This window comes from Auraticoccus cholistanensis (assembly GCF_009742705.1).
GTDB classification, from domain to species: domain Bacteria; phylum Actinomycetota; class Actinomycetes; order Propionibacteriales; family Propionibacteriaceae; genus Auraticoccus; species Auraticoccus cholistanensis.
In genome coordinates this window covers 710,249-732,521 of sequence record NZ_WPCU01000004.1, presented here as the reverse complement: position 1 = coordinate 732,521, position 22,273 = coordinate 710,249, and the positions used below count along the sequence as shown (strand labels likewise).

16 protein-coding genes and 1 pseudogene are annotated in these 22,273 nt (G+C 73.9%); 3 read left to right on the top strand and 14 right to left on the bottom strand.

The features are described 5' to 3' along the window. The first annotated feature begins 6 nt into the window (after positions 1–6). From GC722_RS05810 to GC722_RS05800, 3 genes are read left to right on the top strand one after another with little or no spacing between them, the layout of a single operon-like run. Positions 7–1,191 (top strand): ROK family protein, encoded by a 1,185-nt coding sequence (locus GC722_RS05810; RefSeq protein WP_156608664.1) that lies wholly within the window; start codon positions 7–9, stop codon positions 1,189–1,191. A 54-nt stretch (positions 1,192–1,245) separates the two neighbouring features. After that, on the top strand, positions 1,246–3,213 hold the full coding sequence (locus GC722_RS05805) for a M13 family metallopeptidase (RefSeq protein ID WP_331714424.1): 1,968 nt from the start codon (positions 1,246–1,248) through the stop codon (positions 3,211–3,213). Beyond that, the gene (locus GC722_RS05800; protein ID WP_331714423.1) at positions 3,210–3,686 is read left to right on the top strand and encodes a hemerythrin domain-containing protein; all 477 of its coding nucleotides are present in this window, start codon (positions 3,210–3,212) and stop codon (positions 3,684–3,686) included. Before GC722_RS05805 ends, GC722_RS05800 begins: the two co-directional genes overlap by 4 nt. Before the next feature lie 22 nt (positions 3,687–3,708). Here the strand turns inward: GC722_RS05800 and recQ are convergent, their stop codons facing one another. From recQ to nuoE, 14 genes and pseudogenes are all read right to left on the bottom strand, one after another. After that, positions 3,709–5,556, bottom strand: coding sequence for a DNA helicase RecQ (gene recQ / locus GC722_RS05795; RefSeq protein ID WP_331714422.1), 1,848 nt, complete (start codon positions 5,554–5,556; stop codon positions 3,709–3,711). A 353-nt stretch (positions 5,557–5,909) separates the two neighbouring features. Continuing rightward, positions 5,910–6,434 carry a PH domain-containing protein gene (locus tag GC722_RS05790; RefSeq protein ID WP_156608662.1) on the bottom strand — a complete coding sequence of 175 codons (525 nt, stop codon included), beginning with the start codon at positions 6,432–6,434 and terminating at the stop codon, positions 5,910–5,912. 41 nt (positions 6,435–6,475) lie between these two features. Beyond that, positions 6,476–7,906: an amidase gene (locus GC722_RS05785; RefSeq protein ID WP_331714421.1), complete on the bottom strand. Its 1,431-nt coding sequence runs from the start codon at positions 7,904–7,906 to the stop codon at positions 6,476–6,478. 16 nt (positions 7,907–7,922) lie between these two features. Then, the gene (locus GC722_RS05780) at positions 7,923–8,912 is read right to left on the bottom strand and encodes a polyprenyl synthetase family protein (protein ID WP_408609292.1); all 990 of its coding nucleotides are present in this window, start codon (positions 8,910–8,912) and stop codon (positions 7,923–7,925) included. Positions 8,913–8,952: 40 nt separating this feature from the next. After that, the gene (nuoN, locus tag GC722_RS05775; protein WP_156608661.1) at positions 8,953–10,674 is read right to left on the bottom strand and encodes an NADH-quinone oxidoreductase subunit NuoN; all 1,722 of its coding nucleotides are present in this window, start codon (positions 10,672–10,674) and stop codon (positions 8,953–8,955) included. Continuing rightward, positions 10,674–12,224, bottom strand: coding sequence for an NADH-quinone oxidoreductase subunit M (locus tag GC722_RS05770; RefSeq protein WP_156608659.1), 1,551 nt, complete (start codon positions 12,222–12,224; stop codon positions 10,674–10,676). Before GC722_RS05770 ends, nuoN begins: the two co-directional genes overlap by 1 nt. Positions 12,225–12,236: 12 nt before the next feature. Further along, the gene (nuoL, locus tag GC722_RS05765; RefSeq protein ID WP_331714420.1) at positions 12,237–14,153 is read right to left on the bottom strand and encodes an NADH-quinone oxidoreductase subunit L; all 1,917 of its coding nucleotides are present in this window, start codon (positions 14,151–14,153) and stop codon (positions 12,237–12,239) included. Between the two features lie 8 nt (positions 14,154–14,161). Then, complete coding sequence (gene nuoK, locus GC722_RS05760) at positions 14,162–14,461, bottom strand: NADH-quinone oxidoreductase subunit NuoK (RefSeq protein ID WP_156608657.1); 300 nt, start codon at positions 14,459–14,461, stop codon at positions 14,162–14,164. Beyond that, a complete protein-coding gene (locus GC722_RS05755) occupies positions 14,461–15,330 on the bottom strand; it encodes an NADH-quinone oxidoreductase subunit J (protein ID WP_156608655.1) in 870 nt (289 codons plus the stop codon). The genes nuoK and GC722_RS05755 overlap by 1 nt, the downstream gene beginning before the upstream one ends. A 5-nt stretch (positions 15,331–15,335) precedes the next feature. Next, positions 15,336–15,980, bottom strand: a complete 645-nt coding sequence (nuoI, locus tag GC722_RS05750; protein WP_156608652.1) for an NADH-quinone oxidoreductase subunit NuoI — start codon at positions 15,978–15,980, stop codon at positions 15,336–15,338. Then, entirely contained in the window at positions 15,980–17,317 is a 1,338-nt protein-coding gene (gene nuoH / locus GC722_RS05745; protein WP_156608650.1) for an NADH-quinone oxidoreductase subunit NuoH, read from the bottom strand. Before nuoH ends, nuoI begins: the two co-directional genes overlap by 1 nt. A gap of 113 nt (positions 17,318–17,430) precedes the next feature. Next, positions 17,431–19,884, bottom strand: a pseudogene (locus GC722_RS05740) (NADH-quinone oxidoreductase subunit G); the annotation flags it as partial. Beyond that, a complete protein-coding gene (nuoF, locus tag GC722_RS05735; RefSeq protein WP_331714419.1) occupies positions 19,881–21,206 on the bottom strand; it encodes an NADH-quinone oxidoreductase subunit NuoF in 1,326 nt (441 codons plus the stop codon). The gene nuoF and the pseudogene GC722_RS05740, both read right to left, overlap by 4 nt. Then, positions 21,203–22,171, bottom strand: coding sequence for an NADH-quinone oxidoreductase subunit NuoE (nuoE, locus tag GC722_RS05730; RefSeq protein ID WP_156608646.1), 969 nt, complete (start codon positions 22,169–22,171; stop codon positions 21,203–21,205). Before nuoE ends, nuoF begins: the two co-directional genes overlap by 4 nt. Between the last annotated feature and the right edge of the window lie 102 nt (positions 22,172–22,273).

The window sequence follows — 22,273 nt, the reverse complement described above, 5'->3', positions numbered from 1 at the left end:
GAGGACGTGAGCACCTCCGCCGCCGCGACCCGGGAGCCGCTGGCCGGCTGGCCCGAGCTCGACGACACCGTCCGCCGGGTCGCCGTGCTGGTGCTGCGCCGCGGCCAGGTCTCGCGGGCGGACCTGGCCCGCGAGATGGGGATGTCCACCGGCAGCCTGACCCGGGTCACCAAGCCGCTGCTGGCCGCCGGGCTGGTGCTGGAGGGGTCGGCGCAGCGGCTGCGCGGCACCGGCCGGCCGTCGCTGCCGCTGGAGGTCAACCCGGACCGGGCCGCGTTCGTCGGGGTGAACATCACCGGCAGCATGGTCTACGCGGTGCTGACCGACCTGCGCGGCGACGTCCGCGACTTCCGCCACCTGCCGGTGACCGACCCCAGCACCACCGCCGTGGTCGAGCAGATCGCCGGCCTGGTCCGGGACTGGCGCGAGCACCGGCCGGGGCTGGCCGGGGTCGGCGTGGCGCTGGGGGCCCGGGTGGTGGGCTGGCGCACGGTGGTCGAGGCCACCTACCTGGGCTGGCGCGACGTGGACCTCGCCGGCGAGCTGTCCCGCCGGCTGGGGCTGCCGGTCGCGGTGGAGAACGACGTGCACGCCTTCACCCAGGCCGCCCACCTGTTCGGGCCGGGCCGCGGGGCGTCCTCGCTGGCCGTGGTCACCCTGGGCGTCGGGGTGGGCGCTGGAGCGGTCACCCACGACCAGCTGCTGGTCGGCTCACCGAGCCAGGCCGGCGCGGTCGGCCACCTGCCGCTGCTCGGTGGCACCGCCGACTGCCACGGCTCGGACCACGTCGGCTGCGCCCAGGCCGAGCTCAGCACGTCCGCGGTCGAGGACAAGGCGGCGGCGCGGCTCGGCCGCCGCGTGGACGTCCCCGAGCTGCTGGCCCTCGCCCGCGGCGGCGACCGGCCGGCGCGGGAGGTGGTCGAGCAGTGCGCCCACCAGCTGGGCGTGCTGGCCGGCACCATGGTGGCGGTGCTCGGGCCGCAGGTGGTGTTCCTCTCCGGGGACGGCATCGACCTGGCCCGCGCCGCACCCGGGCGGGTGCGGGAGGGCATGCTGCGGGTGGCCCCGGGGCAGCCGCAGCCGAGCCTGGTGATCGACGAGGAGTTCAGCTTCGACGCCTGGGCCAGGGGCGCGGCCGCCACCGCCATCCTGCACACGCTGACCGGGCGGATGCCCGCCGTCGCGAGCTGAGCCGGGCCTGCGGAGCCGCTGCCGGGCGGCAGGGACGCTGGGTAGAGTCGGGCCGTGACCGATGAGCGCCGCGCCCTGGACCCCAGCACCTTCGACCCGGACGTCCGCATCCAGGACGACCTGTACCGCCACGTCAACGGCCCCTGGATGGCCCGCACCGAGATCCCGGAGGACAAGCCCGGCACGGGCGCCTTCCTCGTGCTGCGCGACGGCGCCGAGGCCGCGGTCCGCGACATCATCACCGGGCTGAGCGCCGACGGTGCCCGCCCCGAGCCGGGCAGCGACGCCGCCCGCATCGCCGACCTCTTCACCTCCTTCATCGACACCGAGGCCATCGAGGCCGCCGGCACCTCCGTGCTGGCCGAGGACCTCGCCGCGGTGGACGCGCTGCGCAGCACCGCCGAGCTGCCGGCCCTGCTCGGCCGGCTGACCCGCCGCGGGCTGCCCTCGCTGGTCAGCCTCGACGTGGACGCCGACCCGGGCAACCCGGAGCGCTACGTCCTCTTCGCCGGCCAGGGCGGGCTCGGGCTGCCCGACGAGGAGTACTACCGCGCCGACGAGTACGCCGACATCCGCGAGGCCTACCTGGGCCACGTCACCCGTTCCCTCGAGCTGGCCGGGATCGAGGACGCCGCCCGCCAGGCCGAGCTCGTCTTCGCCCTCGAGACCGAGATCGCGGCCCGCCACTGGGACAAGGTGCGCACCCGCGACATGCGGCAGATGTACAACCCGATGTCGCTGACCGAGTTCGCCGACACCGCCCCCGAGCTGGGGTTGAAGACCCTGCTGGCCGAGGTCGGCGTCCCGGGCACCGCCTCCGACGTGGTGAACTGCCAGCCGTCCTTCTTCACCGACGTGGCCGCGCTGGTCAGCGACGACCAGCTGCCGGCGTGGCGGGCCTGGGCCCGCTGGAAGGTCGTCACCGGCCGCTCCCCCTACCTGCCCGAGGCCTTCGTCTCCGAGCGGTTCGCCTTCTACGGCACCGTGCTGTCCGGCACGCCGGTGCTCAAGGAGCGCTGGAAGCGCGGCGTCGACCTGGTCGAGGGCGCGCTCGGCGAGGCGGTCGGGCGCATCTACGTCGAGCGCCACTTCTCCCCCGTCGCCAAGGAGCGGATGGACGAGCTGGTGGCCAACCTGATCGAGGCCTACCGCCGCTCGATCACCGAGCTGGACTGGATGACCGAGGCCACCAAGGCCGAGGCGCTGACCAAGCTGGAGAACTTCACCCCCAAGATCGGCTACCCCGACCAGTGGCGCGACTACTCGGGGCTGACGGTCGTCCCCGACGACCTGATGGCCAACGTGCTGGCCTCGGTGGCCTTCGACCTGGACTTCCAGCTGGCCAAGATCGACCAGCCCATCCAGGCCCACGAGTGGTTCATGACCCCGCAGACGGTCAACGCCTACTACCACCCGATGCGCAACGAGATCGTCTTCCCGGCCGCCATCCTGCAGCCGCCGTTCTTCGACGAGCACGCCGACGACGCGGTCAACTACGGCGGCATCGGCGCGGTGATCGGGCACGAGATCGGTCACGGCTTCGACGACCAGGGCTCGACCTGCGACGGCCAGGGCCGGCTGCGCGACTGGTGGACCGCCGAGGACCGGGCCGCCTTCGAGGCCCGCACCCGCTCGCTGATCGCCCAGTACGACGAGCTCCGCCCCGAGGGCGCCCCCGAGCTGCACGTCAACGGCGCCCTCACCATCGGGGAGAACATCGGCGACCTGGGCGGGCTGTCCATTGCCCTGAAGGCGTGGCGGATCGCCACCGAGGGCACCGAGGTGCCCGAGATCGACGGCTACACCGGCGAGCAGCGGCTCTTCCTCAGCTGGGCCACCATCTGGCAGACCAAGCTGCGCCCGGAGTCGGTCCGGCAGCGGATCGCCACCGACCCGCACTCCCCCGCGGAGTTCCGCTGCAACCAGATCGTGCGCAACGTCGACGACTTCTACACCGCCTTCGGGGTCACCCCCGAGGACGCGCTCTGGCTGGACGAGTCGGAACGGGTCTCGATCTGGTGAGCCCCGACGGGCCCGGGCGGGTGGTCGCCTGGGCCCGCGAGATGCGGCTGGTGCACCAGCGGCTGCGGCAGGCGGTCGAGCTCGCCCGCGCCGACGCCGCTGCGGGCGCACCGGCCAGCACCCCTTCCTCCGACCTGCTGCTGCACTGCTGGGGGTCCTGCCTGGCGCTGTCGGGCCACCACGGCGGCGAGGACCGGCTGCTCTTCCCCGCCCTGACCGGGCAGCACCCGGAGCTGGTCGAGGTGGTGGGCCGGCTGCGCCAGGACCACGACATGATCGAGTCGCTGATCACCGCCTTCCGCGAGGCGGTGGAGCGCCGGGAGCCGCCGGCGTCCCTGGACCGCCACCTGGAGGGGCTGGCCGCGGTGGTGGAGTCGCACTTCGGCTACGAGGAGCGGCAGCTGCTGGCGGTGCTGGAGTCGCTCGACCTCGAGGCCCCCGTCGAGGAGGTGCTGGGCCCGCTGGCCGGCTGAGCGCTGCGGCCGGGCGCGCCGCTCAGCCGGCGACGACCTCCAGCACCGCCGCCCCGTAGCGGGTCAGCTTCGCCTCGCCGACGCCGGAGACGGCCCGCAGGGCGGCCTCGTCGGCGGGCCGGGCGGTGGCGATGCCGGCCAGCGTCGCGTCGGAGAAGACGACGTAGGCGGGCACGCCCTGCTCCTGCGCCACCCCCGCCCGCCAGGCGCGGAGCCGCTGGAAGAGCTCCTGCTGCTCGGGGTCGAGGTCGAGCCCGGACGTCCCCCGCCGGCCCCGACGGGCGCGCTCCTGCTCGCGTCGCGGCGCCTCCCGGCGCAGCCGCACCGGGCGGCGGCCGCGGAGCACCTCGCCGCCGGCCTCGGTGAGGGCCAGCACGCCGTACTCCCCCTGCACCTGGACCAGCCCCTGGGCCAGCAGCTGGCGCACCACGCCGCGCCACTCCTGCTCGCCCAGCTCGGTGCCGATGCCCCAGGTGGACAGCTCGTGGTGGCGGGAGCGGCGCACCCGGTCGTTCTCGCGCCCCAGCAGGATGTCCACCAGGTGCCCGGCGCCGAAGGCCTGCCCGCGCTCCCGCTGCAGCCGGACGATGGTCGACATCAGCTTCTGGGCCGGCACGGTGCCGTCGAAGGCCTCCGGCGGGGAGAGGCATGTGTCGCAGTTGCCGCACGGCTCGCTCGGCTCGCCGAAGTAGGCGAGCAGCTGCTGGCGGCGGCACTCCACCGTCTCGCAGAGGGCCAGCATCGCGTCCAGGTGCAGGGTCTGGGCCCGCTTGCGCTGCTGGTCCCCCTCGCCCTCGGCGATCATCCGGCGCTGCTGCACCACGTCCTGCAGGCCGTAGGCGAGCCAGGCGGTGGACGGCTGCCCGTCGCGGCCGGCGCGGCCGGTCTCCTGGTAGTAGCCCTCGATGGACTTGGGCAGGTCGAGGTGGGCCACGAACCGGACGTCCGGCTTGTCGATGCCCATCCCGAAGGCGATGGTCGCCACCATCACCACGCCGTCGGAGCGCAGGAACCGCGACTGGTGGGCGGCCCGGGTGCCCGCGTCCAGGCCCGCGTGGTAGGGCAGCGCGGGGACGCCCTGGCTGCTCAGCCACTCCGCGGTCTTCTCCACCGAGGCCCGGCTCAGGCAGTACACGATGCCGGCCTCGCCGGGGTGCTCCTCGCGGATCAGCCGGAGCAGCTGGTTGCGGGCGTCCTGCTTGGGGCTGATGCGGTACTGGATGTTGGGCCGGTCGAAGCTGGAGACGAAGGCGGCGGCGTCCTGCAGCTGCAGCCGCTCGGCGATCTCGCGGCGGGTCTCGACCGTGGCGGTGGCGGTGAGCGCGATGCGGGGCACGCCGGGCCAGCGCTCGTGCAGCACCGACAGCCGCAGGTAGTCGGGGCGGAAGTCGTGGCCCCAGGCGCTCACGCAGTGGGCCTCGTCGATGGCGAACAGCGCGATCTGGCACCGGTCCAGCAGCCCGGCGGCGGCCGGCAGCCGCTCGGGGGCCAGGTACAGCAGGTCGAGCTCGCCGGCCAGCAGCCGGCGCTCGACGTCGCGGCGCTCGTCGGGGCCCTGGCTGGAGTTGAGGTAGGCCGCGCGCACCCCGACCTGCTCCAGCGCGTCCACCTGGTCGTGCATCAGGGCGATCAGCGGGCTGATCACCACCCCGGTGCCAGGGCGCAGCAGGGACGGCACCTGGTAGCACAGGCTCTTGCCGCCGCCGGTGGGCATCAGCACCAGCGCGTCACGGCCGGCGACCAGGGTGTCGATGATCTCGGCCTGCTGGCCGCGGAAGGCGTCGTAGCCCCAGACCCGGGCCAGCGCCTCCACCGCCGACTCCCCCGCCGGGCCGGCCGCGGGCTGGCGGGTCGGGCGCACGTCGGTCACCCGTCCACCTTAGGGGCCGCCCGCGCCTTCCCCCCGCCTGCCGTCCACACCCCGCCCCCTGCCGCCCCGCACCCGCCCTCGCCCCGAGAGCGTGTATGTCATCCCGGTCACGGTCGGCGTGCCGCGGCGTGTCGGGCTGTCCGGGCGGCACGGCGGACAGGTTCTCAGGGACGGCACCGAGTGAGCCGGCGACGGCGGTGGCCCGCCGGCCGGACGGGGTTCCGCGGGCCCGCCCCTGAGGACGTGTACGCGGTCGGGCCCGGACAGCGCGACGCGCCGCGACACACCGGGCGTGACCGCGACGACATACACGCTGTCAGGGCGGGCGGGGCGGGGCGGAGAGGGCTGGGCGGTCAGCGAGGTCGGGAGGCGGCGAGGGCCCGGCGGTGCTCGAGGTAGGTGAGCAGGTGGGCGGGGTCGACCTCGAGGTTGCGGAGCGGGACGCGGTGGTGGCGGCGCCGCAGGGGCTTCTCGTTGAGGTAGATGCCGCCCGGGGCCTGCAGCTCCAGCACGGCGCCGTTGCGGCTGGTGGAGACCTGCTGCAGGGTGCGCCAGGGCACCTGGACCCAGCCGACGAGGTCGCGCAGCCGCAGCCCGGCGTCGTCGACGACCAGCACGGGACCCGACATCACCAGCGCCTGCCCCCAGACGAGCAGCAGCACCAGCGGGAGCAGCACCAGCACGGGGAGCAGCATCAGCACGGCCGGGCCGTCGGCGACGGAGCCCAGCCACACCACCGTGGCCAGCACGACCAGGAAGCACAGCGTGAGGACCACGGCCGACATCCTCACCAGGGCGAGGGCGCCGCGGCGCGCGCGGACGGCGACGGCCAGTCCCTGACCGATGGGGTGCGGGACGCTGCCCGGTGGTGGCTGCATGCGGCTCCTCCTGCTCGGGGTCACTATGGCAGCCGGTGGGCTCAGCCGAGCAGCTGCTCCAGCTGGGCGGCCACCGCCAGCAGCTGGGCGTCGCGGCCGGCCCGGCCGCCGAGCATCACCCCGAAGGGCAGCCGGACGCCGTCGACCTCCTCGGCGTGCAGCGGCAGGCTGATCGAGGGGGCGCCGGTGATGTTCCACACGCTGCACCAGGGGGTCTGCGCCGTCTGCGCGGCGAAGTCGGCCGCCGGGTCGTCGTCGTCGCGCAGCTCGCCGTGGCGCCACGGCGGCTGCGCCATGGTCGGGGTGAGCACCAGGTCCACGCCGGCCCAGGCGGTGGCGACCTGCTGGGTCAGCCGCTGGGTGGCACGGACGGCCTCGGCGTACTCCAGCCCGCTCACCCCGCGGCCCAGCTCGCGCAGCCACCGGGTCAGCGGCCGCAGCAGGTGCTCACGCCCGGGCGGCACCTCCGCGGCCAGCGCGCCCACCGCCCACAGCGCCCGGAACGGCAGCCAGGCCTCGGCGGCGAAGGGCGGTGCCACCTGCTCCACCCGGTGGCCGAGGTGCTCGAGGCCGGCGGCCGCCGCCGCCACGGCCCGCAGCGCGCCGGGGTGCACGGGCGCCCCGGCGGCGATCAGCGGCTCGGTCAGCACACCCACCCGCAGCGGTCCCGGCGGGTGGTGCAGGGCTGCTGAGAAGGACGCGGGTGCCGGCTGCAGCGGCCACTCCGAGCCGCCCGGCACGGGCCAGTCCCCCGGCCAGCCGCGCGAGAGCACGTCCAGCAGCAGGGCGGTGTCGGCCACGTCGCGGGTGATCACCCCGTGGCTGACCAGCCCCGGTCCGGGCTGGCCGTGCGGGCCCGGCGAGACGAGCCCCCGGGTCGGCTTGAGCCCGACCAGGCCGCAGCAGGCCGCGGGCAGCCGCAGCGACCCGCCGCCGTCGCTGCCGTGGGCCACCGGCACGATGCCCGCGGCCACCGCGGCCGCGGCGCCGCCGCTGGAGCCGCCGGCCGACCGGCCCGGATCCCAGGGCGTCGCCGCCGGCGGTCCGGTGTCGGGCTCGGTGTAGCAGGGCAGCCCGAGCTCGGGGACGGCGGTGGTGCCGACCACCACGGTGCCGGCCTGCCGCAGCCGGGTGACGACGCCGTCGTCGACGGCCGGAGCCACCGGCTCCAGCGCGCGGCTGCCGGCGCGCATCGGCACCCCCGCCACCCGGGTGAGGTCCTTGACCGGGCACGGCACGCCGGCGAGCACCCCGGCGCGTCCGGGGTCGGTGCGCAGCAGCCGGTCGGTCTCGCGGGCCTGGGCCAGCGCGAGGTCGGGGGTGAGCCGGGCGAACGCGCCCAGCGCGGGACCGTCGCGCTCGGCGCGGGCCAGGGCGTCCTCGGCCACCTCGACCGCGGACAGCTCGCCGGCGCGGACGGCCGCCGCCAGTGCGCGGACGCCGAGGGCGCCCAGACCGTCGGGGTGCGTCACCGCCGGCGCCCGGAGCTCAGGCGACCCGGTCGACCAGCTGGTCGGCCAGCTCGGCCAGCGCCTCGCGGGCGGGGACGTCGGGCAGCACGGCCAGGTGCTGCTTGGCCACCTCGGCGCGGCCGCGGACGTGCTCGCGGGCCCGCTCGATCACCGGGTGGGCGCGGAGCCGGGTCAGCGCCTCGTCCAGGCGGCCGGCGTCGCTGAGGTCGGAGCCGATCAGCCGGGTCAGGTCGACGTCCTCGGGGTCGTCCGAGGCGGCCAGCATCAGCGTCGGCAGCGTCGGCACGCCGGCGCGGAGGTCGGTGCCGGGCTCCTTGCCGGTGGTGTCGCTGGTGATGTCGATGAGGTCGTCGCTGAGCTGGAAGACCAGCCCGATCTCCTCCCCGTACGCGCCCAGGGCGTCCAGCGCCGGCTGCGGCAGCCCGGCCGCCATCCCGCCGAACACGCAGGAGGTGGCGATCAGCGAGCCGGTCTTGTCGGCCAGCACGGCGAGATGGTGCCCCAGCGGGTCGACGCCCTCGCCGGGCCCCACGGTCTCGGCGATCTGACCCTGCACCAGCCGGGCGAAGGTGCGGGCCTGCAGCTGCACCCACTGCGGACCCAGGTCGGCCACCAGGTCGCTGGCCCGGGCGAACAGGTAGTCCCCCACCAGGATGGCCACGCTGTTCTGCCAGCGCCGGTTGGCGCTCTGCGCGCCGCGGCGCAGCTGCGCCTCGTCCATCACGTCGTCGTGGTACAGGCTGGCCACGTGGGTCAGCTCGACCACCTCGGCCGCCACCACCAGCCGCTCCTCGGCCGGCACCTCGCCGAGCCCGCCGGCGGTGGCCACCAGCAGCGGCCGGAACCGCTTCCCGCCGGAGCGGATGATGTGCTGGGCGGCCTCGGTGACCAGGGCGGTGTTGGCCTCGGCGGCCACCAGCAGCCCGCGCTCGACCTGCTCGAGCCGGGCACGGACGGCCGCCTCCAGCTCCTCCCGCGACCCCGGCACGGCTCCCGTACCCGCCACCGGCAGATCGTCCCCGGCTCGGGTCACGGTCACAGCCACCTCACCTCAGGAACACGCCGGCCTGCAGGGCCAGGTCCAGCAGCGGACCGGGCAGCAGACCGAAGACGACGGTGACGACCACGGCGGCCACCACCGCCCCATAGGTTGCCACACTGGCGCGACCGACCCCCACCTCGCCCGCGCTGCTGACCGCGGCCGGTGCTCCGGCGGTGCGCACCTCGGTGGCCAGCGCGCCGCCGCGGGCACCGTCGCCGTCCGCCGCCGGGCCGGTCGCCGGCGTGGCGTCGGCGGCTCCGGCCGGGGCCTGGGCGGCCTGGCCCCCCTGCCCCGAGCGGGGCTGCGGGTCGGCGAAGTACAGGGTGACGACGACCCGCAGGTAGAAGTAGGCGGCGACCAGGCTGAGCACGACGCCCACCACCACGACCCACGGGTAGCCGCCGCTCCAGGCGCTCTCGAAGACGCCGAGCTTGGCGATGAAGCCGCTGGTCAGCGGGATGCCGGCGAAGCTGAGCATGAACACCGAGAAGGCCGCGGCCAGCCAGGGGTGGCGGCGTCCCAGCCCCGCCCAGTCCTGCAACCGGCTGGCCTCGCCGTTGCGGTCGCGGACCAGCGTCACCACGGCGAAGGCGCCCACCGAGGCGACGCCGTAGGCCACCAGGTAGAACAGCGTGGAGCCGACGCTGCTGAGCTGGCGTGCCCCCTCGCCCGTGCTGGCGCCGGCCACGGCGGTCAGCATGAACCCGGCGTGGGTGACCGAGGAGTAGGCCAGCATCCGCTTCACGTCGTCCTGGGTGATGGCCAGCAGCGAGCCGACGGCCATGGTCACCACCGCCACCGCCGCCATCAGCGGCTGCCAGTCCCAGCGCAGCCCGCCGAGGCCGACGTAGAGCACCCGCAGCAGCGCCACCACCGCGGCCACCTTGGTGCAGGCCGCCATCAGCGCCGTCACCGCGGTCGGCGCGCCGGTGTAGACGTCGGGCGTCCAGGAGTGGAAGGGCACGGCGCCGACCTTGAACAGCAGACCGACGCTGATGCCGGCCATGCCCGCCAGCAGCAGCCACTCGCTGCCGGCGCCGGCGGCGACCGCCTGGTCGATGCCGGCCAGCGTGAAGGTGCCGGCGTAGCCGAAGAGCATGGCCACCCCGTAGAGGAAGAAGGCCGAGGCCAGCGCGCCGAGCAGGAAGTACTTCAGCCCGGCCTCCTGGCTCAGCAGCCGCCGCCGGCGGGCCAGGGCGCACATCAGGTAGAGCGGCAGGGAGAGGATCTCCAGCGCGACGAAGAGGATCAGCAGGTCGTTCGAGGCGACGAACAGCATCATCCCGAACAGCGAGAACAGGGCCAGCGGGTAGACCTCGGAGTGCTCGGTGCGGGCCCGGATGGCCAGCTCCTCGTCGACGCTGCCCGGCACCGCCGCCGCCTGCGGGGCGAAGGCGCTCACGCCGCCGTTCAGCCGGCGCTCGGTGAACAGCAGCAGCGACAGCGCCGCCAGCACGACCAGGGCGGTCCAGGAGAAGTAGGCGGGGTGGTCGACGGTGACCGAGCCCAGGGCCGAGACCCCGACGTCGCCGGCCCGCCAGCCCAGCACGGTGACCACCGCGGTCACCACCAGGGTGAGGAAGGTGAGCCCGACCTGGGCGCCCCAGCGGCTGCGGCGCGGCAGCACCGCCTCCACCAGCACGCCGAGGCACGCCCCGCCGAACACCAGCAGCAGCGGCAGCAGCCGCAGGTACTCCAGCGAGGGGGGCTCGATCATGTCCACCATCAGTTGGCCTCCTCGGCGAGCGGGGCGTGCGGGTCGGCGACGCCGGCCTGCTGCAGGGTCGCGGTGGCGGTCGGGGCGATCACGTCCAGCACCGGTGCCGGCACGACGCCCAGCAGCAGCACCAGCAGCACCAGCGGGGCCAGCGTCCAGCGCTCACGGCCGTCGAGGTCGCGGCTGACCCGCTGGCGGACGACCTGGGTGACCGGACCGGTCATGGTGCGCTGGTACATCAGCAGGATGTACAGCGCGGCGAGCACGATGCCCAGGGTGGCCACCGCGGCCACCGCCGGGTAGCGGGAGAAGGTCCCGGAGAGCACCAGGAACTCCGAGACGAAGCTGGACAGCCCAGGCAGCGCCAGCGAGGACAGGCCGGCGAAGAGCAGCAGGCCGGCCAGCACCGGGGCGCTCTTCTGCACGCCGCCGAAGTCGTCGACGCTGCGCGACCCGCGCCGCTTGACCAGGAAGCCCACCACCAGGAACAGCGCGGCGGTGGAGAAGCCGTGGTTGAGCATGTAGAAGATCGACCCGGTCATCGACTGGCTGGTCCAGGCGAAGATGCCCAGCACGATGAACCCGAAGTGGCTGATCGAGGTGAAGGCGACCAGCCGCATCAGGTCCTTGCTGCCGATGGCCGCCAGCGCGCCGTAGAGGATCGACACCAGCGCCAGCACCAGCACCACCGGGGTGGCCCACAGGCTCGCCTCGGGGAAGAGCTGCAGGCAGAAGCGGATCATGCCGAAGGTGCCCAGCTTGTCCAGCACGCCGACCAGCAGGGTGGCCACGGCCGGGCTGGACTCCTCGGCGGCGTCGGGCAGCCAGCTGTGCACGCCCACCATCGGCGCCTTGACCGCGAAGGCGATGAAGAAGCCGGCGAACAGCCAGCGGCCGACGTCCCCGCCCAGGTCGAGCGCGGCGAGGTCGGCGACCAGGAACGACGGCTGGCCGGCCCGGCTGGAGACGACGTAGCAGCCGATCACCGAGGCCAGCATGATCAGCCCGCCGCCCAGGGCGAAGATCAGGAAGCGGCTGGCCGCGCGACGCCGGCGCGGACCCCCGTAGGCGCCGATCAGGAAGTACATCGGCAGCAGGATCGCGTCGAAGAGCAGGAAGAACAGCAGCACGTCGGTGGTGAGGAAGGCGAGCAGGGCGAAGCCCTCCAGCGCCAGCACCAGGGCGAAGAACCCGCGGGCGCCCCAGCGGTGCGCCGCCGGGCCGCCGGGGCTGGCGAAGCCGCCGCCGAGGCGGTCCTCGTCGCGCCAGGCGGCGACGAGCACCACGGGGGTGAGCACGGCGGTCAGCGCGACCATGCTGAGGCTCAGCCCGTCCACCGGCCCCAGCGCCCACCAGGCGCCGATGGTGGGGATCCACGGCACCTGCTCGGCCAGCTCGACGCCGGACAGGTGCTGCACGGCGACCACGCCGGCCAGCACGAGGGTCAGCAGCGACACCGCCAGGCCGACCGCCTTGGCCGCCGTGCGCGGGACCGCCATCAGGACCGCCGCCCCCACCAGGGGCAGCAGACCGAGCACGCTCAAGATCGGGATGCTCATGACCCTCCTCCCTCAGCCCAGCCGGCCGAGGATCAGCACCACGGCGACCAGCGCGGCACCGGCCACCATGGTCAGCGCGTAGCTGCGGACGTAACCGTTCTGCGCCCGGCGCGACACCTGCGACAGGCCCGCCAGGGCGTCGGCGCCGCCGGTCCAGCCGCCGTCGACCACCCGGCGGTCGGTCGCCACCACGGCCCGGACCAGCCCGATCCCGGGCCGCATGAAGACCGTCTCGTTGAACGCGTCCCCGTACAGGTCGTGACGCCCGGCCAGCACGAAGGGCGAGCGGGTCCGGGGCGCGGTGACCGGCACCTCACGGCGCCCCACCAGCACCACGGCCAGCGCGACCCCGGCCGCCACCAGCAGCAGGGTCAGCCCGCCGACGACGCTGAAGTGCAGCAGGCTGGGCGCGCCGTGCTCCTCGCCGTGGCCGACCACCGGCTCGAGCCAGCCGCCGATCCAGTTGTTGAGCAGCAGACCGCCGATGGCCGAGGGGATCGCCAGCAGCACCAGCGGCACGGTCATCACCAGCGGCGACTCGTGGGGGTGCACCCCGTCGGCCCAGCGCCTGGTGCCGAAGAAGGTCATCAGCATCAGCCGGGTCATGTAGAAGGCGGTCACCCCCGCGCCCAGCATCGCCAGCGAGCCGACCACGACGTTGTGCTCGAAGGCGGCCTCGATGATGTGGTCCTTGGAGTAGAACCCGGCCAGGAACGGGAAGCCGATGATGGCCAGGTAGCCGATCCCGAAGGTGGCGAAGGTGATCGGCAGCACCCGGGCCAGCGCGCCGTAGCGGCGCATGTCGACGCCGTCGTCCATGGCGTGCATCACCGAGCCGGCGCCGAGGAACATGTTGGCCTTGAAGAAGCCGTGGGTCAGCAGGTGGAAGATCGCGAAGGCGTACCCGGCCGGGCCGATGCCGGCGGCCAGCATCATGTAGCCGATCTGGCTCATCGTGGAGCCGGCCAGCACCTTCTTGATGTCGTCCTTGGCGCAGCCGATCCAGGCCCCGAACAGCAGGGTGACCGTGCCCACCACCACGACGGCGGTGCTGGCGGCCTCGGTCTGGGCGTAGACGGGGTTGCTGCGCACCACCAGGTACACCCCGGCGGTGACCATGGTGGCGGCGTGGATCAGCGCCGAGACCGGGGTGGGGCCCTCCATCGCGTCCAGCAGCCACGACTGCAGCGGCACCTGGGCCGACTTGCCGCAGGCGCCCAGCAGCAGCAGCAGGCCGAGCGTGGTGGCCACCCCGGCGCCCAGCTCGCCGGCGCGGGCGTGGACGTCGGCGAACGCCGAGGAGCCGAAGGTGGCCAGCATCAGGCTGATGGCCAGCACCATGCCCATGTCACCGACCCGGTTCACCACGAACGCCTTCTTGGCGGCGGTGGCGGCGCTGCGCCGGTGCTGCCAGAAGCCGATCAGCAGGTAGGAGGCCAGGCCGACGCCCTCCCAGCCGACGAACAGCAGCAGGTAGTCGTCGGCGAGCACCAGCAGCAGCATCGCGGTGACGAAGAGGTTGAGGTAGCCGAAGAACCGGCGCCGCCGCGCGTCGTGGGCCATGTAGCCGACCGAGTAGACGTGGATCAGCGAACCGACGCCGGTGATCAGCAGCACGAACAGGATCGACAGCTGGTCGACCAGCAGCCCCAGCGAGACCTCCCAGCCGCCGACCTCCAGGAAGCGGTACAGCGGGACGGCGACGGCGCGCTGCTCGGCCGGGGAGGCCATCAGAGCGGCGAAGAGCACCACCGCCAGCACGAAGGAGGCGATCGGGGTGGCCACGCCCAGCCAGTGGCCCCAGCGGTCGGTGCGGCGGCCGCCGAGCAGCAGCACCAGCGCACCCAGGGCGGGCAGGGCGATCAGCAGCCAGGCCAGGGAGAAGGCACCGGTGGCCGCCTGCGGGGCCACCACCTCGAGCAGAGTCACGTTTCCCCTCAGAGCTTCAGCAGGTTCGCGTCGTCGACGGAGGCCGAGCGACGGGTGCGGTAGATGGAGACGATGATCGCCAGCCCGACGACGACCTCCGCCGCGGCCACCACCATCACGAAGAAGCTGGCGACCTGGCCGTCGAGCACGCCCCAGTGGGAGGAGAAGGTGACCAGCGCCAGGTTGCAGGCGTTGAGCATGAGCTCCACGCACATGAAGGCCACGATGGCGTTGCGGCGCACCAGGAAGCCGATGGCCCCGATGGTGAACAGCATCCCGGACAGCACCAGGTAGTGGTTCGGGTCCATCAGATGCGCTCCTCGTCGCTCAGGTCGGCGTCCTTCTGGTCGACCGGGGCCTTGAGCCGGGGGTCGGGCCCGTGCCCGATCCCGGGCTGGGCGGGCTGGTCGGCGCTCAGCTCGGCCTGCCGGGCGGCCATCGGGGCGGTCAGCTCGGCCGGCGTGCGGATGCTGGAGCGCGCCCGCAGCGTGGCCGAGACCGAGCTCTCCGCGGCCGAGCCGTCGGGCAGCAGCGCCGGGGTGTCGACGGAGTTGTGCCGGGCGAAGACGCCCGGGGTGGGCAGCGGGCCCGGGTGGACGCCGGACTCGGCGTAGGCCCGCATCCGGGCGGCCGCCCGCTCGCGCTGGTCCTGCTTCTTCACCAGCCGCTCGCGGTGGGTGAGGACCATCGCCCCGACCGCGGCGGTGATGAGCAGCGCCGAGGTGGCCTCGAAGGCCCAGACGTAGCGGACGAAGAGCAGCGCCGCCAGGCCCTGCACGTTCCCGCCGTGCTCGCTGTTGGGGCCGGCCACCCCGACGGGGTCGCCGACCAGGGCGTTGCCGGTCGCCACGACCAGCATCACCACCAGCCCGATCCCGACGAGCACGGCGTAGACCCGCTGGCCCTTCAGCGTCTCGACCAGGGAGTCGCTGGACTCCACGCCGACCAGCATCACCACGAACAGGAACAGCATGAGGATGGCGCCGGTGTAGACGATGATCTGCACCGCGAACAGGAAGGGCGCGTCGAGCGCGGCGTACTGCACGGCCAGGGCCACCATCACCGCGGCCAGGCAGAGCGCGGAGTGCACCGCCTTGCGGGCCAGCACCATGCCGAGCGCGGCCAGCACCATCACCGGGGCCAGCAGCCAGAAGGCCACCGAGGCTCCGGTCACCATCGGGATCACAGGTCGCCCCCCTGGCTCGTCGCCCGGCGCGGCTCGGTGGCGGCCGACACCTTGGCTCCGGCCTCGGCGTGACGGGCGTCCTGCACCCGCTCGCCGGTCTCACCCGGCGGGCGGGTCCCGGTGCGGGTGTCGGGCACGCCGGTGCTGGGCAGCCCGAGGAAGTACTCCTGCTCGTCGGCGCCGAGCCGGCGCGGGTGCGGCGGCTCCTCCATGCCCGGCAGCAGCGGCGCCAGCAGCTGGTGCTTCTCGTAGATCAGCGACTCGCGGGACACGTCGGAGAGCTCGAACTCGTTGGTCATGGTGAGCGCGCGGGTGGGGCAGGCCTCGATGCACAGCCCGCACAGGATGCAGCGCAGGTAGTTGATCTGGTACACCCGCCCGTACCGCTCCCCCGGGGAGTAGCGCTCCTCCTCGGTGTTGGCCGCGCCCTCGACGTAGATGGCGTCGGCCGGGCAGGCCCAGGCGCAGAGCTCGCAGCCGACGCACTTCTCCAGCCCGTCCGGCCAGCGGTTGAGCTGGTGACGGCCGTGGAACCGGGGGGCGGTGATCTTCGGCTTCGTCGGGTAGTCCTCGGTGAACGTCTTGCGGAACATGGTCCGGAACGTCACGCCGAACCCCGCGACGCTGTCGAGCACTCCCATCAGGACCTCTCCTCTTCTCCGGTGCGGGTGCCGGGCCGCGGGGGCTCCTCGGGACGGAGCACCCCGGCCATCTCGGGCAGCTGCTGCCCGCGCTGCGGCGGGACGGGGTAGCCGCCCGCGAACGGGTCGAAGTCGGTGCTGTCCTCCTCGGTCGCCGGCTCCGGCTCCCGGCCGCCGAACAGGATCAGCGCGAACGCCAGCACCAGCAGCAGCCCGGCCGCGAGCAGGAAGGCGCGGTTGCTGAACCAGCCGGCCGCCTGGGCCCGCTCCAGCACCGCCACGGCCATGGTCCAGCCCAGCGACAGCGGGATCAGCCACTTCCAGCCCAGCTTCATGAACTGGTCGTAGCGGAACCGCGGCAGGGTGCCGCGCAGCCAGACGAAGACGAAGATCAGCAGCACGACCTTGGCCAGGAACCACACCGCGCCCAGGTAGCCGGCGTCGATGCCCTCGATGCCGCTGAGCGGCCACGGCGCGTGCCAGCCGCCCAGGAACAGGGTGACGGCGATGGCCGAGACGGTGGCCATGTTGATGTACTCGGCCAGGAAGAACATGGCGAAGCGCATGCCGGAGTACTCGGTGTGGAACCCGCCGACCAGCTCGCCCTCGGCCTCCGGCAGGTCGAACGGCGCCCGGTTGGTCTCGCCGACCATGGAGATCAGGTAGATCACGAAGGACGGCAGCAGCAGCAGCGCGTACCAGCCCGGGATGCCGGTGTCGGTGCCGAGCACCTGCATCGTCTGCTGCTGGGCCTCGACGATCTCGGAGGTGGCCATCGACTGCGCCTTGAGGAAGACCGCCACCAGGGACAGCCCCATGGCGATCTCGTAGGAGATCATCTGGGCGCTCGAGCGCAGCCCGCCGAGCAGGGAGTAGGTGGAGCCGGAGGACCAGCCGGCCAGCACGATGCCGTAGATGCCGATCGAGGCGATGGCCAGCAGGAACAGCACCGCCATCGGCAGGTCGGTCAGCTGCAGGTTGGTCTGCCGGTCGGTGAAGGGGACGGTGACCGGGCCGGCGATGGGGATCACCGCCCAGGCGGTCAGCGCCGGCACCGCGGAGAGGAAGGGCGCCAGGTTGAACACCAGCCGGTCGGCGCCGGCCGGCATGAAGTCCTCCTTGAACATCAGCTTCATGCCGTCGGCCAACGACTGCAGCCAGCCGAAGGGACCGTTCATGGTGGGGCCCTTGCGGTGCTGCATCCGCCCCACGACCTTGCGCTCGAAGACGATGTTGAACAGCGTCAGCAGCAGCAGCAGGACGAAGACGAACAGCCCCTTGAGCAGCACCACCCACCAGGGGTCGGCGCCGAACAGCGACAGGTCCAGCGGGGTCATGCCACTCCTCCCTGCTCCTCGTGCTGCACGTCCACCCCGGCACCCGGCAGCGCACCCTCGCCGACCGGGACGGCGGCCCCGGGGTGCGGGGTGGCCGGCAGGGCGGCCGGGTGCACCGTGACCGGGCGTCCGGCGCCCAGGCCCAGCGCGGGCACCGAGATGCCCGCGGCCAGGGTGGGCACCCAGATGACGTCGTCGACCATCCCGGCGGTGACGTGGACCGGCAGCACGGCCTCGCCGCGCGGGCCCACCAGCCGGACGCCCTCGCCCTCGACCAGCCCGGCCCGCCGGGCGGTGGCCTGGCTCACCCGGGCCACCGGGCGCCGCGCCGTGGCCAGCAGGTGGGGCTCGTTGTCCAGCGCCCGGCTCGGGTCCAGCATCATCCGCCAGGTGGCGAGGAGGAGCTGGTGCCCGCCGTCCGCCCGGCCGCCGTCTGCCCGGCCGCCGTCCGGCGCCGCCGCCGGGGCCACGGGGGTCGCGGGGGCGGGCGAGGGGCCCGACCCGCCCGGCAGCGCCCGGTCGCGGGTCCAGGGGTCGAACTGGGCGATCTCGCGGCGGGCGTCGGCGACGGTGCGGATGCCGAGGTCGTGACCGAGGGCGTCGGCCAGCGCGGCCAGCACCCGCAGGTCGGTCATCGGGTTGGCGTGGCGGATCACCACGCCGAACTCGCGACGGCGGCCCTCCCAGGTGACGAAGGTGCCGGGACGCTCCTCCACGAGCGAGACCGGCAGCACGACGTCGGCGCGGGCCGTCACCTCGCTGAGCCGGTTCTCCACGCTGACCAGGAAGCCGACCTCCTCCAGCCCGCGCAGCACCGCGGCCGGGTCGGCGAAGTCGCCCGGGTCCACGCCGGAGACGACGAGGGCCCGCAGCTCGCCGGTGGCGGCGGCGGCCAGCATCTGCTCGGCGTCGCGGCCGGGCGTGGCCTGCAGCTCGCGGCCGAGCTCCCAGACGCTGAGGCAGTCGACCCGCGCCCGCGGGTCGGCGAGCGGGCGGCCGCCGGGTAGCAGCCCGGGCAGGCAGCCGGCCTCGAGGGCCCCGCGGTCGCCGGCCCGGCGCGGCACCCAGGCCAGCCGGGCCCCGGTCCGCTCCGCCAGCTCCGCCACCGCGGTCAGCGTGCCCGGCAGCACCGCCGCACGCTCCCCGACGAAGATGATGGAGCCGGCGTCGAGGGGGATGTGCTCCTCCAGCCCGGCGAGCACCTGCGGCTCGGCGCCGGGAGCGGCGGGCACCAGCACGGCACCGGCCTTGCGGGCCCCGTTGCTGAGGTACGGCGCCACCGTCCAGCTCGGCACCCCCGACCGGCGGGAGGCCTTGCGCAGCCGCAGGAACAGCGTGCCGGCCTCCTCCTCCGGCTCGAAGGCCACCATCAGCACGCCGGAGGCCTTCTCGACGTCGGCGTAGACCACGTCGGCGCGGCCGGCGACGTGCCGGGACAGGAAGTCCGCCTCCTCCTGCGACAGCGGGCGGGCGCGGAAGTCGATGTCGTCGGTGCCCAGCACGGTGCGGGCGAAGCGGGAGTAGCCGTAGGCGTCCTCCAGCGTGAGCCGGCCGCCGGTCAGCACGCCGACGTCACGGCCGGCGCGTCGCAGCCCCGCCACCGCCACGTCGATGGCCTCCGGCCAGGACGCCGGGCGCAGCACGCCGTCCTCGCGGACCAGCGGGGTGCGCAGCCGGTCCTCGCCGCGGCCGTAGCGGAAGGCGAAGCGGTCCTTGTCGGTGATCCACTCCTCGTTGACCTCGGGGTCGTCGCCGGCCAGCCGGCGCATCACCTCGCCGCGCCGGTGGTCGACGCGGATCGCGGCGCCGCAGGCGTCGTGCTCGCCGACCGAGGGGGTGGAGGTGAGGTCGAACGGCCGTGCCCGGAACCGGTAGGCGGCCGAGGTCAGCGCCCCGACCGGGCAGATCTGGATGGTGTTGCCCGAGAAGTAGCTCTCGAAGGGCTCACGCTCGTAGATCCCCACCTGCTGCAGCGCGCCCCGCTCGACCAGCGCGATGAACGGGTCGCCGGCGATCTGCTCGGAGAAGCGGGTGCAGCGGGCGCAGAGCACGCAGCGCTCGCGGTCCAGCAGCACCTGCGCGGAGATGGAGACCGGCTTGGGGTAGGTGCGCTTGACCGCCTCGAAGCGGGACTCCCCGCGTCCGTTGCTCATCGCCTGGTTCTGCAGCGGGCACTCCCCGCCCTTGTCGCAGACCGGGCAGTCCAGCGGGTGGTTGAGCAGCAGCATCTCGATCATGCCGTGCTGGGCCTTGTCGGCCACCGGCGAGGTCAGCTGCGTGCGGATCTGCATCCCGTCGGCCACCTCGAGGGTGCAGGAGGCCTGCGGCTTGGGCATGCCGCGCCCGTTGCCCATGTCGGGGACCTCGACCAGGCACTGCCGGCAGGCCCCGACGGGGTCCAGCAGCGGGTGGTCGCAGAAGCGCGGGATGGCCACGCCGATGAGCTCGGCGGCGCGGATGGCCAGCGTGCCCTTGGGGACCTGCACCTGGGTGTCGTCGATGGTGACGGTGACCAGCTGCTCGGCCACCTCGACGTCGGCGCCGTCCTTGCGGTCGGTGACGGTCATCGCACTCCTCCTGCCGGCTGCTCGCTGCGGATGAAGACCGTGCTGCGCTCGTAGGGCAGCAGCTCCCAGGCGGGGGTGTGCATGCCGGCCTCGAACTCCTCGCGGAAGTGCTTGATCGCCGAGGTGACGCAGGCCACCGCGCCGTCGGCCAGGGCGCAGAAGGAGCGTCCGCCGATGTTGTCGCAGAGGTCGAGGATCTTCTCGATGTCGCCCTCGACGCCCTGGCCAGCCTCGAGCCGCATCAGGATCTGCACCAGCCACCAGGAGCCCTCCCGGCAGGGGGTGCACTTGCCGCACGACTCGTGCTTGTAGAACTCGACCCAGCGCAGCGTGCTGCGCACCACCGAGGTGGTCTCGTCGAAGCACTGCAGCGCCTTGGTCCCCAGCATCGAGCCGGCGGCGGCCATGCCCTCGTAGTCCAGCGGCAGGTCGATGTGCTCGGGGGTGAGGATCGGGGTGGAGGAGCCGCCCGGGGTCCAGAACTTCAGCTGGTGGCCGGCGCGCATCCCGCCGGTGAGGTCCAGCAGCTGGCGCAGCGTGATGCCCAGCGGGGCCTCGAGCTGGCCCGGGTTGGCCACGTGCCCGGACAGCGAGTACAGCGTCATGCCCTTGGACCTCTCGGTGCCCATCGAGGCGAACCAGTCCGCACCGTTGGCCACGATGCTGGGCACCGAGGCGATCGACTCGACGTTGTTGATCACCGTCGGGCTGGCGTACAGACCGGCCACCGCGGGGAACGGCGGCCGCAGCCGGGGCTGGCCGCGGCGTCCCTCCAGGGAGTCGAGCAGGGCCGTCTCCTCGCCGCAGATGTAGGCCCCGGCGCCCGCGTGCACGACGACCTCGAGGTCGTAGCCGCTGCCGAGCACGTTGGAGCCGATGTAGCCGGCGGAGTAGGCCTCGCGGACGGCCTGCTGCAGCCGGCGCACGACGTGCAGCACCTCGCCGCGGACGTAGATGAAGGCGTAGCTGGCCTTGATCGCGTAGGCGGAGATGATGACGCCCTCGACCAGCGTGTGGGGCGTCGCCATCATCAGCGGCATGTCCTTGCAGGTGCCGGGCTCTGACTCGTCGGCGTTGACCACCAGGTAGGTGGGGTTGGGGTTGTCCTTGGGCACGAACGACCACTTCATCCCCGTCGGGAACCCGGCGCCGCCGCGGCCGCGCAGCCCGGAGTCCTTGACCAGCCCGACGACCTCCTCGGGGGCCATCTGCAGCGCGCTGCGCAGGGCGGTGTACCCACCGGTGCGCTCGTAGTTGCCGAGCTTCCACGCCCGCTCGTCGCCCCAGGAGGCGGACAGCACGGGGGTCAGGGTGTCGGTCACGTCGTCTCCTGGTCCTCACCCGACGCCTGGGCGCCGGAGGTCTTCGCCTCGGGTCCGGGGGTCGTCCCCCGGGCGTGCTCGGAGTCGGTGCTGGTGCCGGCGTCGGCCTCGGCGGTGCTGCGCTCGGCGGCGCCCCGGCGGCTGCTGTCGGGCTGGCCGTCGCCGACCGCCTCGGCCTCGGAGGCGGCCGGTCCGGCCACCTCGGGCTCGACCTCCTCGGCCACCTGGGGGCTGGGTGCGGCCCAGCCGTGCTCGCGGGCGATCCGCAGCCCGAGCAGGGAGCGCTCCCCCGCCGTCGGGCCGTGGTCGGCGCGGTTGTCGGGGAACCCGGCGAGCACCCGCTCGGCCTCGCGCCAGGAGGAGATCCGCGCGCCCCGGCTGGCCACCACCTCGCGGCCCTCGCGCAGGGCGTCGACGACCTCGACCGCCGACTCCGGGGTCACCTGGTCGAAGAACTCCCAGTTGACCATCATCACCGGCGCGTAGTCGCAGGCCGCGTTGCACTCGATGTGCTCCAGGGTGATGGCCCCGTCCTCGGTGGTCTCGTCGTTGCCGACGCCGAGGTGGCGCTGGAGCGTGGCCAGCACCTCGTCCCCGCCGAGGATCGCGCAGAGCGCGGTGGTGCAGACACCGACGTGGTGGCGGCCCACCGGCTTGCGCTTGTACATCGTGTAGAAGGTGGCCACGCCGCTCACCTCGGCGGCGCTGATCCCCAGCACGTCGGCGCAGGCCTCGATGCCGGCGGGGCTGACCCGCCCCTCGACCGACTGCACCAGGTGCAGCATCGGCAGCAGCGCCGACCGCGGCTGCGGGTAGCGCGCCGCGATCTGGCGCATCTCCTCCAGGTGGGTCTCGGTCAGCGCGGTCGTCTGGTCGCCGTCGAAGTCGACGCCCCCGGACTCCACGAAGTGGGTGGTGAAGTGGTGCCCGCTGTGGTCGGCCAGGTGGCCGTTCGTGCCGCTCATCGGTCGACACCGTCCTTCCGGGTCTCGACCCGACGTCGCAGCACGACCGGGTCGACGGGGGCGACTGCGTCGCCGCGGTACCGGATGGTCGTGCTGCTCATC

What these genes read in the sequence shown, in the direction of transcription:
- nuoH (WP_156608650.1), bottom strand. Translation starts at nt 17,317, where the DNA reads ATGACCCCGCTGGACCTGTCGCTGTTCGGCGCCGACCCCTGGTGGGTG.
- GC722_RS05790 (WP_156608662.1), bottom strand. Translation starts at nt 6,434, where the DNA reads ATGCAGCCACCACCGGGCAGCGTCCCGCACCCCATCGGTCAGGGACTG.
- nuoI (WP_156608652.1), bottom strand. Translation starts at nt 15,980, where the DNA reads ATGGGAGTGCTCGACAGCGTCGCGGGGTTCGGCGTGACGTTCCGGACC.
- nuoE (WP_156608646.1), bottom strand. Translation starts at nt 22,171, where the DNA reads ATGAGCGGCACGAACGGCCACCTGGCCGACCACAGCGGGCACCACTTC.
- GC722_RS05770 (WP_156608659.1), bottom strand. Translation starts at nt 12,224, where the DNA reads ATGAGCATCCCGATCTTGAGCGTGCTCGGTCTGCTGCCCCTGGTGGGG.
- GC722_RS05755 (WP_156608655.1), bottom strand. Translation starts at nt 15,330, where the DNA reads ATGGTGACCGGAGCCTCGGTGGCCTTCTGGCTGCTGGCCCCGGTGATG.
- nuoK (WP_156608657.1), bottom strand. Translation starts at nt 14,461, where the DNA reads ATGGACCCGAACCACTACCTGGTGCTGTCCGGGATGCTGTTCACCATC.
- nuoN (WP_156608661.1), bottom strand. Translation starts at nt 10,674, where the DNA reads ATGGTGGACATGATCGAGCCCCCCTCGCTGGAGTACCTGCGGCTGCTG.